Below are 14,581 nucleotides of genomic sequence, written 5' to 3' on the forward strand. Positions count from 1 at the left end.
GTCCGTTATTTGCCGATGGTGGCCACCAGCACCGCCTTGATGGAGTGCATGCGGTTTTCCGCCTCGTCAAACACCACGCTGTGGCGGCTGCGGAACACCTCGTCGGTGACCTCCCGGATGTCCACGCCCTTGTCCTGCCACTCCTTGGCAAGCTTTGTCTCAAAGTCGTGGAAGGAGGGCAGGCAGTGCATATACAGCACGTCCGGGTTGCCGGTGGCCTTCAGTGTCTCCTCCGTCACCCGGAAGGGGGAGAGGAGCTTGACCCGCTCCGGGATGAGGGCCTCCTCGCCCATGGAGGCCCAGATGTCGCCGTAAATGACGTCGGCGCCCTTTAGGTCCTCGGGGTGGTCGGTGATCTCGATGAGGCCGCCGTTTTCCCGGGCGGTGGCAAAGACCCGCTGAACAAGGTCCTTGTCCATTTCTTTGGCCAGCTGCTCCGGGCCCATGGCCACGAAGTGCATGCCCATTTTGGCGGCGCCGATCATCCAGGCGTAGCACATGTTGTTGCGCACGTCGCCGGGAAACACCACCTTGATCTGGTTTAGGGGCTTGTGGCAGTGCTCCTCAATGGTCATCATGTCCGCCAGGATCTGGGTGGGGTGGTCCGCGTCGGTGAGGCCGTTCCACACGGGGACGCCAGAGTACTTCGCCAGGTCCTCCACGGCCCGTTGTTCATAGCCCCGGTACTCGATGCCGTCGAAAAAGCGGCCCAGCACCTTGGCGGAGTCCTCCAACGACTCCTTTTTGCCCATCTGGGAGCTGTTGGCGTCCAGATAGGTGACGTGGGCCCCCTCCTGGGTAGCCGCCACCTCGAAGGAGCAGCGGGTGCGGGTGGAGGTTTTTTCGAACAGCAGCACGATGTGCTTGCCCTTCAAGGCGGGGTCGCAGATGCCGGCCCGGCGCTTGGCCTTTAGGTCGTGGCCCAGGTCCAGCAGATACCGGATCTCGGCGGGGGTAAAATCCTCCAGAGTCAGAAAGCTCCGGCCTTTTAAATTGACTGCCATAATACGTTCTCCTTATCAAAAATGGTGGTGATTTCTACCAGCCCCGCCCACTGAAAAGGGAGGGGCCAGGGAACCGCTTATTTCCCGGTTCGTTTGCCCACAAGCAAACGAAGAAAATGAGATCATTTTCGCCGCGGCGTGTACGTGGCGAAAACACACTGACCCAGCCGCCCTGGGCGGCGACACCAGTGACCAATGTCACTGGTGGTGGGGTGGTTAGGAGGGGAGCCTGCTCCCCTCCTAAGGCGTTTCCCGCCACAAAGGCATGCTCATGCACCGGGGACCGCCCCGGCCCCGGCTCAGCTCCGCGCTGGGGATGGTGTGGATGCGGATGCCCGCCTCCTCCAGGGACTGGTTGGTCACGTAGTTCCGGGCGTACACCACTACCTCGCCGGGGGCGATGGCCAGGGTGTTGCTGCCGTCGTTCCACTGCTCCCGGGCGGCGTCGATCTCGCTGCCCCGGCCGCAGGGGATCAGTGTCACGCTGTCCAGCTCCAGGTGCTCTTTCAAAATGTCCTCCAGCCGGCCGTCCTCCTGGCGGATGGTCATTTTCCGGTTTTCATCCAGCTCCATGACGAATACGGTCAGCTGTCCGAGAATGTTGGGGTGGACGGTGAACTTGTCCCGGTCCACCATGGTGAACACCGTGTCCAGGTGCATGAAGGACCGTGTCTTGGGGATGTCGAAGGCCAGCACCTTGCGGAAGGTGCCATCGTAGGAGAGGACGGCCTCCGCCAGGGTGTCGATGGAGTCCTCCCTGGTCCGCTGGGAGATGCCCACCGCCAGCACCTGGGGGGAGAGAATGAGGATGTCGCCGCCCTCCAGGGAGCTGGTGAGCCCCCGGTCATACCAGCGGGGAGCGTTTTTATACACGGGGTGGTGCTCGAAAATGAATTTTCCGAACAGAGTCTCCCGGTTCCGGGTGACGGTATGCATCTTGTGGAGGGAGACGCCGGTGCCGATGGTGGCGAAGGGGTCCCGGGTGAAATACAGGTTGGGCATGGGGTCCACGGCGAAGGGATAGTCGTCCCCGGCGGCGGAGAGGTAGTCCCCCAGCCGGGCGCTGCCGGTGCGCAGCTGGCTCTTGCGGACGCCGGCCATCATGGCGGCCACCATCTCCCGGTCCGGCATGGCGGAGAGGTACTCCTCCACCGCCTCCCGGGTCCGGTGATCCTGGATATCCGCCTCGTTCAGGAACTGGCGTAGCAGCTCCCGGCGCACATCGTCGCCTGTCAGGGACTCCGTCACCAGGTCCGTGAGGTACACCACCTCCACGCCCTGGCTGCGCAGGCACTCGGCAAAGGCGTCGTGTTCCTTCTGGGCCTCCCGCAGGTAGGGGATGTCATCAAACAGCAGACGCTCCAGGTAGTCCGGCATGAGGTTCTCCAGCTCGCCGCCGGGGCGGTGGAGGAGGACTCGCTTCAGCCGCCCGATCTCGGAGGTGTTGTGGATTCCGGTTTCCAAATCAGTCACTCCTTTGTTGTCTGGGAATCGTTCTGGCTTAGGGTCTCTTGTTTTTCCGGTTTCATGCGCGCATTTCGAAATTTTGACAAAATGACAAAAAAAGAACCGCCGCTGACGAATGTCAGCGGCGGTTCGTGTTCATTCAGTATCCGATGATGAGTCCCTTTTCCATGGCGTAAAAAGAGGTGAGGCCCCGGCAGGAGAGGACATCCACGCTCTTTACCGACAGGTCCTCCAGGATCTGCTGCTTCAGCTTCAAGGCGCCGGCCATGTTCTCACAGTGGGAGATGACCACCTCGGCGCCGGTGCAGTCCTTGCTGGACTTCATGAGGGCGGTGATGGTCTTGTAGGTCTTGGCCTCGCCCCGGGCCTTGTCTGCCACGTGGATGGTGCCCTGGGGCGTGGCGTCGGCAATGACGTGGATGCCCAGAGAGTGAAGCAAAGTGCCCACCAGGGGACGCATACGGCCGTTTTTAATGAGGTTGTCGAAGTTTTCCAAAGTGAAGCAGGTCCGCAGCGCCGCCTGGTACAGCCGCAGCTGGTCGCAGATGTCCTCAAAATCCCCGGTCTCGTCAGCCTCCATCAGCTCCTTGGCCTTGCGGATCAGCAGCACCATGGCGCCGGCGGTGGCCTTGGAGTCAATGATGCAGACCTTTTTCTCCGGGTGCTCCTCCAGCACCATCTCCCGGCCCATGACGGCGGAGTTGTACGTGCCGGACAGATTGGAGGAAATGGTGAAGCACACCGTGCAGTCCCCGGCCTCAAAGGCCCGGGCGAAGGCGGCGGGAGAGGGGCAGGCAGTGGAGGAGGCGGATTTCTCCTGGCTCATGGCGTCCAGCAGGTCGGGGACCACCAGATCGTCATTGTCCAGAAATTCCCGCTCACCCACCTGGATGCGCAGGGGAACGGTCTCGAAGCGGACGCGGTCACTTTCAAACGCAGCCATCCGCAGGTCGCAGCTGCTGTCACTGACAATATTCCAAGTCATATAAAACTCCTTGTAATCTGGTTTTGCATACCAGATTTTTATTTTCATCATAATACGACATGACACGTTTGTCAATGGGGAAAAAAGGGACCTTGACAGAGGCGGGGGAACGTGATATTTTATAAAAGTTCAAAAGAGAACTGTTGAAAAAGGAACAAATGGAGGTGCCGGTATGGAAGCGTCCCGCCTGCTGCGGTTTTCCCGGCAGTTTGAACGGTTTTACGCCGCCCGGTTCGTGCCGCTGCTGGAACGGATGGGATGGAATATGGCGGAGGTCCATGTGCTGCTGTTTTTGGCCAACAATCCGGGGCGGGACACGGCCCGGGATGTGGCCACGCTGCGGGGCCTGGCGAAGTCCCAGGTGTCCCAGGCGGTGGAGCGCTTGACGGACCAGGGAATTCTGCGCCGCTGCCCCGACAGGGAGGACCGGCGGGTCATCCACCTGTCCATTACGGAGAAGGGCAGCCCTCTGGCGGAGGAGGCCCGGGCCATTCAAGCCGGCTGCGGCCGGGCCTTGACGGCGGGCCTGACACCGGAGGAGATGGACTTCCTGCGGCACATCATGGAAAAGGTCATGGCCAACGCGGAGCGTCTGGCCGGAAAGGAGACGCTGGAATGAACAGGCAAAATGTGGACCTGGGCAGCGGAAAGGTGAGCCGCCTGCTGTTCTCTTTGGCGCTGCCCACCATCACATCCCAGATCGTCAATATGCTGTATAATTTGGTAGACCGGGTGTATATCGGCCATATGCAGCCGGTGGACACCGTGGGCAAGCTGGCCCTCACCGGCGTGGGCGTGTGCCTTCCCATCATCGTGGTCATCTCCGCTTTCGCGGCGCTGCTGGCCATGGGCGGCGCGCCCCGGGCCTCCATTCAAGAGGGGCGGGGCAATGCCCGGGAGTCTGAGCGCATCATGGGCAACTGCTTTACCATGCTGGTGATGGCCTCCCTGGTGCTGACGGCGGTGCTGCAGCTGTTCGGCAGGGACTTGCTGCTGCTGTTCGGCGCCAGTGAAAATACCATTGACTATGCCGCGGCCTATATGGGCATTTACTCCCTGGGCACGGTTTTTGTGCAGGTCACCCTGGGCATGAACGCCTATATCACCGCCCAGGGCTTCACCACCGTCAGCATGCGGACGGTGCTCATTGGCGCCGGACTGAACATTGTGCTGGACCCCATTTTCATTTTCGTGCTGGACATGGGCGTCCGGGGCGCGGCCCTGGCCACCATTTTGTCCCAGGCGGTGTCAGCGGCGTGGGTGCTGCGCTTTTTGACCGGAAACAGGAGCAAGTGGCGCCTGCGGCGGGAGAACCTGCGGCCCCGGGCGTCTGTGGTGGGACCCTGCCTGGCCCTGGGCCTGGCGCCCTTTATCATGCAGTCCACGGAGAGCCTTATCGCCGTGTGCTTCAACTCCTCCCTGCTGAAATACGGCGGGGACCTGGCGGTGGGCGCCATGACGGTTCTGACCAGTATCATGCAGCTGGCCATGATGCCCCTGCAAGGCCTGACCCAGGGAGCCCAGCCCATCGTCAGCTACAACTACGGCGCCCGGAACCCGCAGCGGGTGCGGGAGGCATTCCGGTGCCTGCTGCTGGCATGCGTCACCTATTCCTTGACGCTTTGGGCGCTGGTGCAGCTGATGCCCCGGATGTTCGCCGGCATTTTCACGCCGGACCCGGAGCTGCGCTCCTACGCCGCCTGGGCGCTGCGGATTTACATGGGGGCCACCGGCATCTTCGGCGTGCAGATCGCCTGCCAGCAGACCTTCATTGCCCTGGGCAACGCCAAGACCTCGCTGTTTTTGGCGGTGCTGCGGAAGATTATCCTTCTGATCCCTCTCATCTATATCCTGCCCCATTTCTTCGCGGATAAGGTGTTTGCCGTGTTTTTGGCGGAGCCGGTGGCGGACCTCCTGGCGGTGTGCACCACGGCCGGCATGTTTGCCGTCCAATTCAAAAAGAGCATGGCGGAGCTGGAACGGCAGACATAAAAAACAAGAGCTGGAAGCAGCGCTTCCGGCTCTTGCAGGCTGTCGAAAAAGTCCAGTGGACTTTTTCGACAGCCTGCACAATGCCTCGCTTTTTTGCCTGCTTCGCAGTCCAAAAAGCTGCCGCTGTGCGGCGCAACGGGCTGCTGCCGCAGGCTTTTTGCAGACATTCGATTCAACACGAGGGGACTCCCGCCCCCTCGTACTCCCCCTGCAAAACGGAACGCTTTTTCTCCAAACAGAAGCTTTTCGACAAGCTGCAAGAGCCGGAAGCATAGCTTCCGGCTCTTGTTCACATGACCAGCACGGCCACGTAGCCCGCGTAGGCCGCCAGCATCAAAATGCCCTGCCAGCGGTAAAACTTCCCCTTCAGCAGAGGCGGGATCACCGCCAGGCAGCACATGAAAAAGCAGAAGGGCAGGTCCAGCGCCGTAGTCTGGGTGCCGATGGTCAGCCGTCCGCCGGACACGGCGGAGCATACCGGCAGGATCAAGGTCAGATCGATGACATTGGCGCCGATGATATTGCCCACGGACATGGAGGCCTCTTTCTTGGCAATGGCGGTCAAGGTGGTGACCAGCTCCGGCAGGGAAGTGCCGATGGCCACCATGGTGACGCCGATGATGCTGGAGGGAACGCCCAGCTGCAGCGCCAGCTCGCTGCCGTAGGTGATGAGCAGCCGGGAGCCCACCACGATGGCGGTGATGCCCGCCGCGAACAAGCCCAGCTTCATGAACATCTGCCGGTGGGAAACGGTGCGGCGGCCCGGATGTTCCTCCCGCCGCTCCGCCATGCCCTGGCGGGCGTCGGCGATGTTGTTGCCGAGATACGTCAGGAAAATGACGAACAGCAGCAGGCTGGGCAGGAAGGCAAGTCCGCCGCCCCGGCACAGGGCCAGCAGCAATCCGCCGCCGGCCATCATCAAAACGGCCTTCAGGTTAAACTGCTTTTTGCTGACCACAGACGGGATGCACACCACGGAGATGCCCAGGATCAGACCCAGGTTGGCGGTGACGGAGCCAACGGCGTTGCCCACCGCCAGGTCCACCTCTCCCTGGAGCACGCCGGTGACGGAGACAGTCAGCTCCGGCAGGGTGGTGGCCAGGGACACGATGGTGGCGCCGATGATGAAGCGGGGCACGCCGGTGCTCTCCGCGATCCAGACGGCGCCGTCCAAAAACCAGTCGCCGCCCTTGACGATCAGCATAAGACCGATCAAAAACAACAATACCGTGATCCAGATATTCATACGTCCTCCCGCGTTTTTCGCAAAAAATAAGCGAGACCCTTACTGCACACCAAACCGCGGCGTTTCATCCGCGGCAGCGGTGCCCAGTAAAAGTCTCGCCTTTTCGACGTGCCCCGGGCGGCTGCGCGCCGCCGTGCTGACGAACCACACCACGCCCCAAGGGGCGCAGGCTACTCCCTTTTACACGCCTATATTATATGAAGGATGGCGTCCGTTTGTCAATGCGAATTTTTCGCTGTCCTCTGGCAAAATCCGGGAGCGGAAGCCCGGGCCGGTCACAGGTATTCCGGGTCGTAGCCGATGTTTTTGACCAGGACCGTCTTGCCGCCCTCCGCCGCGTCCTCCTCCCGGAAGCCGAAGCTGCGGAAAAATCCGCCGGCGCCGCCGCTGCCGTTCAATACCAGGCGCAGGGCGCTGCCCTCCCGCGCCCGGGTGTGCTGCACCGCTTGGCCCAGCAGCTGCACGCCGAAGCCGCGGCCGCGGTACTCCGGGCTCACGCAGGCCAGGGAGATCCAGCCGTTTTCCGGCCCCATCTGCACAAGGCTCACCGGACGGCCCTCCAGATAGCCCACCAGGGTGGGCCGCCGCGCCGCGTCCGCCAGCAGACGGGCGGCGTCAAAGGCCTCCGCCGCGCCGCTCTCCTCCCAGACGGAGGAGACGCAGGCTGTGAAAAAGTCCGCCTGCTCCGGCAGCCGCAGGGGCTCAAAGTACAGCCCCGGCTCCAGGGCACTGTCCCGCTTGCGGGGCTTCTCTCCCGCCAGGTACGCAGCTGTCTGCAGGTGGCTGGTGTCATCCCGGAACACCACCCGCATCTGCCCGTTTTCCGCCTCCACCAGGGACACGGCGGTGTTTCCGCCCACCGGCGTGGCGGAGAGCTGGTCCAGGGTATAGCCCTGCAGCTCCGCCAGCAGCAGGCGGATGGCGTAGCCGTGAGACACCACGGCCACGGTTTTTCCCTCGTTTTCCGCGGCGATCTGCCGCACCGCCGCCAGCACCCGGTCCAGCACCTGCCGGGGCTCCTCCGCCCCCTCCACATGCCATTTTTCCGGGTGGAGGTTGAAGTTTACCAGCTGCTCCCCGTCGGTCCGGGCGATGTCGCCCCATGTCATTTGCTCCCACCGGCCCACGCAGATCTCCCGCAGGTCCCGCCGCCGGTGGAGCTCCAGCCCCTGGGAGCGGTAGATGGCGCCGGCGGTGGCGCAGGTGCGGTACAGGTCGCTGGCGTAGACGGCGTCGATGGGGATGGCGGCGAAGCGCTGCCGCAGCGCCTCCACCTGCCGCCAGCCCCGGTCGGTGAGGATGCTGTTGTACTGTCCCTGGGCGATGCGGTACAGGTTGCCTTCCGCCTCCGCGTGGCGGATGAGATAGATTCTGGTCATAGGTTCCTCCAAGCTGCGTATTCTATTCGCCTTGATTATAACGCGGCGGGCTGCTTTTGGCAAATCTCTCTCCGGCGGATTTTTTTCCGGCGGCCGGGCATACTAGCTCCGTGCCAGAAGGAGTGACGGAATATGAAGATGAATACCGGATTTTGGGTCGGTATCGGCGCCGGCATCGCGGCCGGCGCGGCTATGGGGATGATGATGCCCAGCAGCCGGCAGTCCATGAAAACACAGGTGGGCAAAAGCATCCACAAGCTGGGTGTCGCCGTGGACCACGCCGTGGACGACATCGTCTCCTGACAGCGGGCGGGAAGGGCAGAGGCCCTTCCCGCTGCTTTTTTTGAAAAAATTCATTTTGGGACTTGACTTTACCGGAACCTTTGCTATAATGATAACGCTGTCTCTTAAAGACGGTGCACAAGTTCATTTTTGGACCGGAACTGGAACAGCTATGGAGAAGTCGCCTAGTTGGTCGAGGGCGCATGATTGGAAATCATGTAGGCCCCTAAAGGGTCTCGAGGGTTCGAATCCCTCCTTCTCCGCCATATCGGAGCAAGCGACGTGTCGCTTGCTCCGACTTTTTTATAACCATCCTTGCCGCTGCGCGGCATATCAGAAAAGGAAGTGACCCTCATGAAAACCGGACTGGTCCTGGAGGGCGGCGCCTTCCGCACCATTTTTTCCTCCGGTGTGTGCGACGCTTTTCTGGACGCGGACCTGCCTCTGCCGGATTACACCGTGGGCGTCTCCGCCGGCATTACCTACGGCGTCAGCTATCTCTCCCGCCAGAGCCGGCGGAACCTGCGCGTCCTCACCACGTACGCCAATGACCGCCGGTACATGGGCATGAGGAACTACCTCCGGCCCGGAAACCGCTCCTACTTCGGCCTGGAATTTTCCTATGAGACCATCCCCAACCAGCTGGACCCCTTTGACCATGACACCTTTGAGGCCTATCCCGGCACGGTGGAGGCCGTGGTGACCAACCTCAATACCGGCCGGGCGGACTATCTGCCGGTGCCCCGGCGGGACCGGCACAACCTGCTGCTCCAGGCCACCTGCGCCATTCCCCTCATGTTTCCGGTGTACCACCTGGACGGCCAGCCCTATCTGGACGGCGGCTGCGCCGACGCCATTCCCTGGAAGCGGGCCTTTGACCAGGGCTGCGACCGGGTGGTGGTGCTGCTGACCCGGGAGCGGGAATACCGCAAGGGGCCGGAAAAGACGATGTCCCTGCTGCGGCCGGTGTTTCGGAAATACCCCGCGTTTTTAGAGATCATGTCCACCCGGGCGGAGCGGTATAACCGCTGCCGGGAGGAGTTGTTCGCCCTGGAGCGGGAGGGAAAGGTCCTGGTCATCGCGCCGGAGAGCACCGCCGGCTTTTCCCGGACGGAGCGGGACACGGAGAAGATCCGCCGCATGTGGCAGTCCGGCTACTTCGCCGGCCGCCGGGCCGCGGAGGCCGTTCAGTCGTTTTGGACAACGCCTGTTCTGTAAATTTGCGTAAAAACGTCCCTCTTTCCAGAGGGACGTTTGCTTTTTCGACAAAGGTAACTCGTTTGCGTTGTGCAGGTTGTCGGCTGTTTTACGCAAAATTTACAAAAACAAGATTCTCCTCTTCTCAGGACCGGGGTTTCCCGATATAATAGAAGTGCTGCAAATCCAACGACCTCTCCCACGATCACGGCGCGGCGGAAGAACCGAAACGAGAAGGAGACTATATATGGATATTTTTTCCGTTTTCACGCTCTGCGGCGGCCTGGCGTTTTTCCTGTACGGTATGACCACCATGTCCAAAAGTCTGGAAAAAATGGCCGGCGGCAAGCTGGAACGCATCCTCAAGCGCATGACCTCCAATCCCTTGAAAAGCCTGTTGCTGGGCGCCGGCATCACCATTGCCATCCAGTCCTCCTCCGCCATGACGGTCATGCTGGTGGGCCTGGTGAACTCCGGCGTCATGGAGCTGGGCCAGACCATCGGCGTCATCATGGGCTCCAATATCGGCACCACGCTGACGGCGTGGATCTTGTCCCTGACAGGCATCCAGAGTGAGAACGTCTTTGTGAACCTGCTGAAGCCGGAGAATTTCTCTCCTGTCATCGCCCTGGTGGGCATCATCCTCATCATGGGCTCCAAAAAGCAGCGGCGCCGGGACGTGGGGCGCATCATGGTGGGCTTCGCCATTTTGATGTACGGCATGGAGCTGATGAAAAACGCCGTCAGTCCTCTGGCGGATATGCCGGAGTTCTCCAGCCTGCTGACCGCCTTCAATAATCCCCTCCTGGGCGTTGCGGTGGGCGCCGTGTTCACCGGCATCATCCAGTCCTCCGCCGCCTCCGTGGGTATTCTGCAGGCCCTGGCCCTCACCGGCTCCATCACCTATGGCATGGCCATTCCCATCATCATGGGCCAGAACATCGGTACCTGCGTCACCGCCCTCATCTCCGCCATCGGAGTCTCCCGCAACGCCAAGCGGGTGTCCGCCATCCACATCTCCTTCAATGTCATCGGCACCGCCGTCTGCCTGGTGCTGTTCTACGGCGGCAACCTGCTGTTCCACTTCTCCTTTATGAACGCGCCTGTGGGCGCCGTGGGCATCGCCTTCTGCCACACGGTGTTCAACGTTCTGACCACGCTGCTGCTGCTGCCCTTCTCCCGCCAGCTGGAAAAGCTGGCGCGGAGGATGGTCAAGGCCGAGACCAAGTCCGAGCAGTTCGCCTTCCTGGACCCCCGCCTGCTGCGGACCCCCGGCGTGGCCATCAGCGAGTGCGTGTCCATGACCAACCGCATGGGCGAGCTTGCCCACCAGAACCTGCTGCTGTCCTTGCGGCAGCTGACGGATTACAGCGAGTCCCGGGAGGCGGAGATCCTCGCCAACGAGGACAAGCTGGACATCTACGAGGACCGGCTGGGCAGCTATCTGGTCCAGATCTCCCAGCACGGCGTGTCCATGGACGACATCCGCACCGTTTCCCGCCTGCTCCACGCCATCGGCGACTTCGAGCGCATCGGCGACCACGCGCTGAACCTGCAGGAGTCCGCCCAGGAGATCCACGACAAGGGCATCCGCTTCTCCGACAGCGCTGGGGCGGAGCTCCGCGTGCTGATGGACGCCCTGGAGGATATTCTGAATCGGGCCTTTTCCTGCTTCGCCGCGGACGACGCCCAGGCGGCCTTTGATGTGGAGCCTCTGGAGGAGACCATGGACCGCCTGATCGAGGAGGTCCGCATGCGGCACATTCAGCGGCTGCAGACCGGCGACTGCACCATTCAGACGGGCTTTGTCCTCAGCGACCTGCTGACCAACTTCGAGCGCGTCTCCGACCACTGCTCCAACATCGCCGTCTGCGTCATTGAGGAGCAGGACGCCAACCTGGACCGCCACGCCTATATCCACGACCTGCAGGCCGACGGCAGCTTCGCCCAGCGGCTGAAGCGGGACCTGGACACGTACCGCCTGCCCCAGCTTTAAAAAACATGCGGACAAGCAGCCCGGAAAGCACCGCTTTCCGGGCTGCTTTCATTTGACTGCTTCCAGATAGGCCGCCGCCATATGGGCGGCCACGGCGCCGTCCGCCGCGGCGGTGACCACCTGCCGCAGCCGCTTGGAGCGTACATCTCCGGCGGCGAACACGCCGGGCACCGCTGTGGCCGTGGTCTCGTCCGCAGCCACATAGCCTGCCGGGTCCAGGGGCAGCTGGCCTGCCAGCAGGGCGGTCTCCGGCTGGCGGCCGATGGCCACGAACACCCCGGCGCAGGGCAGCAGCGCCTGCCGGCCGGAGACCAGGTCCCGGTACTGCAGGCCGGCGACCGCCTTGTCCCCGGTGATGGCTTCCACAGCGGCGTTCCAGAGAAAGCGCACATTTCCCGCCTGCTCCAGAGCCTGGACGCCCTGCCGCTCCGCCCGGAGCGTATCCCGCCGGTGGACCACCGTCACCTGGCGGCACAGGCGGCTGAGGGTCAGAGCCTCGGACACGGCGGAGTTGCCGCCGCCCACCACTGCCACGTCCCGCCCCCGGAAGAAGGCGCCGTCGCAGGCGGCGCAGAAGCTGACGCCCCTTCCCAAAAGCCGCTCTTCCCCGGGGATGCCCAGCCTTCGGGGAAAGGCCCCGGCGGCGTAGATGAGGGCCCGGCCGGCAAAGGTCCCGGCCTCCGTCTCCGCCAGCTTCTTCGGCCCCGGCAGGCGCAGGGCCGTCACCCGGGCCAGCACCGTCGCCGCGCCGGACCGCTCCGCTCCCTGGCGCATCCGCTCCGCCAGATACCATCCTTTCACCGCCTGGGGCTCGCCGGGGTAGTTCTCCACAGACTCCGCGGCGGCCAGCTGGCCGCCGGGGGCGGTGCCCTCCAGCACCAGGGTCGTCAGCCCGCTGCGGGCGGCGTACAGCGCCGCCGTGTATCCCGCCGGGCCGCCGCCCACGATCAGCACATCCGCGTTTTGTTCCATACCGGCACCTTCCTTTCGGGTATAGTATGGCGCCTCCTGCGAAAAATACCCCCATCACCGAAAACAGGAGGAATGACCATGTCCGTGGAACTGACTGACAGCGAGACGCTGAAAAACCTCATGCGGGCCTTCGCCGGAGAGAGCCAGGCCCGCAACCGATACACCTTCGCCGCCTCTTTGTGCCGGCAGCAGAAGCTGCCTGTCCTGGAAGCGGTGTTTCTCTTCACCGCCGGACAGGAGAAGGAGCACGCGGAGATCTTCTATCGCCACATGAAGCCGGCGGCGGGACGCACCGTTTCCATTGACGGCGGTTATCCCGTGGACCAAACGGCCGCCGTGGCCCAGCTGCTGCGCCGCGCCCAGCACAACGAATACGAGGAGTTCGACCCGGTGTACCCCGCCTTCGCGGAGACCGCCCAGGCGGAGGGGTTCGCGGAGATCGCGGCCTCCTTCCGGAACATCGCCGCCATCGAGCAGACCCACGGCAGCCGCTTCGGCTATTTCGCGGACCTGCTGGAGGGGGAAAAGCTCTTCGTGTCCGACACGGTGTGCGGCTGGATGTGCCTCAACTGCGGCCACATCCACCAGGGCACGGAGGCGCCGGAGCACTGCCCGGTGTGCCGGCACGAGCAGGGGTATTTCATCCGTCTGGAGCTGGCCCCCTGGGGCGGCGCCCGGGTGCTGGGGAGGTGAGGCGGCCATGGCGTATGTGGACCCAAAGCTGCGGCCCCGGCTGGAGAGCCTTTCCCCGGAGCTCCGCGCCGCCATTCTGGCGCGAAACGTGCCCCTGCGCACCCTGGGAGATTTGATCGGCGTGCTGGAGGGCATTGTCGCGGAGGCGGAAGGAAATCCCTAAGCGGCAAAAGGGGGCGGCGGAGGCCGCCCTCTTTCACATGTGGCGTGAATATTCACTCTAATATTCATTTTCTTTTTCGGCGAATCTAGTCAAACTATACATAAATTCCCTATAAATCCGGGAAAAACGCAGGGACTGCTTGACAACTTTACCAATTATGACCAAATAAATATTCATTTTGAGTGAAAAAGTATTGACATTCCACGCAGGACGTGGTAAGGTTAGGCATGTTCCGAGGGAAGACGATTCCCTCTGCATCATCAATACACCCGCCTGCGCGGGAAAACATTTTGGAAGAGGATGAATCATCATGAAAAAGCTGTTTGCATTGCTGCTGACGCTGGCAATGGTCCTGTCCCTGGCCGCCTGCGGCGGCAAGAAGGAAGAGGCTCCCGCCCAGGCTCCTGCCGAGACCCCCGCGGAAGAGCCCGCCGAGGCCGCCCTCACCACCGTGACCGAGGGCGTGCTGACTGTGGCCACCAGCCCCGACTTCGCTCCCTATGAGTTCTACTCCATCGGCGAGGACGGCACCCCCACCCTGGCCGGCTTCGACATGGCCCTGGCCCAGTACATCGCCGATTACATCGGCCTGAAGCTGGAGGTCATCCCCATGGACTTTGACGGCGTTCTGACCGAGCTGGCCACCAAGACCGTGGACCTGGGCATGGCCGGCCTCAGCCCCGACCCCAAGCGTGCCGACGCCATGGATTTCTCCGACCTCTATTACAAGGGCGGCCAGTCCTTCGTGTGCGTGAAGGGCAACGCCGACAAGTTCACCTCTTTGGAGGACACCAACAAGGCTGAGTACTCCATCGGTGCCCAGACCGGCTCCATCCAGATGGACCTGGCCAACGAGAACTCCCCCGACGCCGACATCATCGCCCTGCCCAAGGTCACCGATCTGATCTCCGAGCTGCTGACCGGCAAGCTGGACGGCGCTTACATCGAGACCGACGTGGCCAAGAGCTATCAGAAGAACTATCCCGAGCTGGAGATCGTTCTGGATGTCCCCTATGACAGCGAAGGCTCCGCCATCGGCGTGAGCAAGGGCAATGAGGCGCTGCTGGCCGCCGTCAACGAGGCCATCGCCGCCGCTCTGGCCGACGGCAGCATGGAGACCTTCGTGGCCGAAGCCAACGAGCTGGCTTCCGGCGAGAAGTACGAGGGCCTGCTGGACGCCCAGGGCCAGGTGCAGCAGTAAGCGC

14 protein-coding genes and 1 tRNA gene are annotated in these 14,581 nt (G+C 62.6%); 9 read left to right on the forward strand and 6 right to left on the reverse strand.

The window, feature by feature from the left end; genetic code table 11:
- Positions 1-5: 5 nt before the first annotated feature.
- The 3 genes from argF to ACTQ4R_RS06635 form a co-directional block, all read right to left on the reverse strand.
- Positions 6-1,004 carry an ornithine carbamoyltransferase gene (gene argF, locus ACTQ4R_RS06625; protein WP_441627036.1) on the reverse strand — a complete coding sequence of 333 codons (999 nt, stop codon included), beginning with the start codon at positions 1,002-1,004 and terminating at the stop codon, positions 6-8.
- A 240-nt stretch (positions 1,005-1,244) separates the two neighbouring features.
- The gene (gene arcA, locus ACTQ4R_RS06630) at positions 1,245-2,468 is read right to left on the reverse strand and encodes an arginine deiminase (protein WP_441627038.1); all 1,224 of its coding nucleotides are present in this window, start codon (positions 2,466-2,468) and stop codon (positions 1,245-1,247) included.
- A gap of 142 nt (positions 2,469-2,610) precedes the next feature.
- Complete coding sequence (locus tag ACTQ4R_RS06635) at positions 2,611-3,456, reverse strand: DegV family protein (RefSeq protein ID WP_441627040.1); 846 nt, start codon at positions 3,454-3,456, stop codon at positions 2,611-2,613.
- A 172-nt stretch (positions 3,457-3,628) separates the two neighbouring features.
- On the opposite strand from ACTQ4R_RS06635, the gene ACTQ4R_RS06640 reads away from it, so the two are divergent.
- Both ACTQ4R_RS06640 and ACTQ4R_RS06645 read left to right on the forward strand, forming a co-directional pair.
- Entirely contained in the window at positions 3,629-4,075 is a 447-nt protein-coding gene (locus ACTQ4R_RS06640; protein ID WP_441627042.1) for a MarR family winged helix-turn-helix transcriptional regulator, read from the forward strand.
- Positions 4,072-5,448 carry an MATE family efflux transporter gene (locus tag ACTQ4R_RS06645; protein ID WP_441627044.1) on the forward strand — a complete coding sequence of 459 codons (1,377 nt, stop codon included), beginning with the start codon at positions 4,072-4,074 and terminating at the stop codon, positions 5,446-5,448. The genes ACTQ4R_RS06640 and ACTQ4R_RS06645 overlap by 4 nt, the downstream gene beginning before the upstream one ends.
- Positions 5,449-5,737: 289 nt before the next feature.
- Here the strand turns inward: ACTQ4R_RS06645 and ACTQ4R_RS06650 are convergent, their stop codons facing one another.
- Entirely contained in the window at positions 5,738-6,694 is a 957-nt protein-coding gene (locus ACTQ4R_RS06650; RefSeq protein ID WP_441627046.1) for a calcium/sodium antiporter, read from the reverse strand.
- Between the two features lie 275 nt (positions 6,695-6,969).
- Positions 6,970-8,073, reverse strand: coding sequence for a GNAT family N-acetyltransferase (locus tag ACTQ4R_RS06655; protein WP_441627048.1), 1,104 nt, complete (start codon positions 8,071-8,073; stop codon positions 6,970-6,972).
- Positions 8,074-8,205: 132 nt separating this feature from the next.
- Here ACTQ4R_RS06655 and ACTQ4R_RS06660 point away from each other — a divergent pair, with 132 nt between their 5' ends.
- From ACTQ4R_RS06660 to ACTQ4R_RS06675, 4 genes are all read left to right on the forward strand, one after another.
- Positions 8,206-8,376: a hypothetical protein gene (locus tag ACTQ4R_RS06660; RefSeq protein WP_441627050.1), complete on the forward strand. Its 171-nt coding sequence runs from the start codon at positions 8,206-8,208 to the stop codon at positions 8,374-8,376.
- 153 nt (positions 8,377-8,529) lie between these two features.
- Positions 8,530-8,621 (forward strand) — tRNA-Ser (locus ACTQ4R_RS06665).
- Between the two features lie 88 nt (positions 8,622-8,709).
- Positions 8,710-9,573 (forward strand): patatin-like phospholipase family protein, encoded by an 864-nt coding sequence (locus ACTQ4R_RS06670; protein WP_441627052.1) that lies wholly within the window; start codon positions 8,710-8,712, stop codon positions 9,571-9,573.
- A 226-nt stretch (positions 9,574-9,799) separates the two neighbouring features.
- Positions 9,800-11,548 (forward strand): Na/Pi cotransporter family protein, encoded by a 1,749-nt coding sequence (locus tag ACTQ4R_RS06675; RefSeq protein WP_441627054.1) that lies wholly within the window; start codon positions 9,800-9,802, stop codon positions 11,546-11,548.
- 48 nt (positions 11,549-11,596) lie between these two features.
- On the opposite strand, the gene trxB is transcribed toward ACTQ4R_RS06675, so the two are convergent.
- Complete coding sequence (gene trxB, locus ACTQ4R_RS06680; RefSeq protein ID WP_441627056.1) at positions 11,597-12,520, reverse strand: thioredoxin-disulfide reductase; 924 nt, start codon at positions 12,518-12,520, stop codon at positions 11,597-11,599.
- Between the two features lie 78 nt (positions 12,521-12,598).
- Here trxB and rbr point away from each other — a divergent pair, with 78 nt between their 5' ends.
- The 3 genes from rbr (at position 12,599) to ACTQ4R_RS06695 (ending at position 14,577) form a co-directional block, all read left to right on the forward strand.
- On the forward strand, positions 12,599-13,213 hold the full coding sequence (gene rbr / locus ACTQ4R_RS06685; RefSeq protein ID WP_441627058.1) for a rubrerythrin: 615 nt from the start codon (positions 12,599-12,601) through the stop codon (positions 13,211-13,213).
- 7 nt (positions 13,214-13,220) lie between these two features.
- Positions 13,221-13,376, forward strand: coding sequence for a hypothetical protein (locus tag ACTQ4R_RS06690; protein ID WP_441627060.1), 156 nt, complete (start codon positions 13,221-13,223; stop codon positions 13,374-13,376).
- A gap of 310 nt (positions 13,377-13,686) precedes the next feature.
- On the forward strand, positions 13,687-14,577 hold the full coding sequence (locus tag ACTQ4R_RS06695; protein WP_441627062.1) for a transporter substrate-binding domain-containing protein: 891 nt from the start codon (positions 13,687-13,689) through the stop codon (positions 14,575-14,577).
- The last annotated feature ends 4 nt before the right edge of the window (positions 14,578-14,581 follow it).

The sequence above is a fragment of the Dysosmobacter sp. Sow4_B12 genome (assembly GCF_052116665.1).
Taxonomy (GTDB): Bacteria; Bacillota; Clostridia; order Oscillospirales; family Oscillospiraceae; genus Oscillibacter.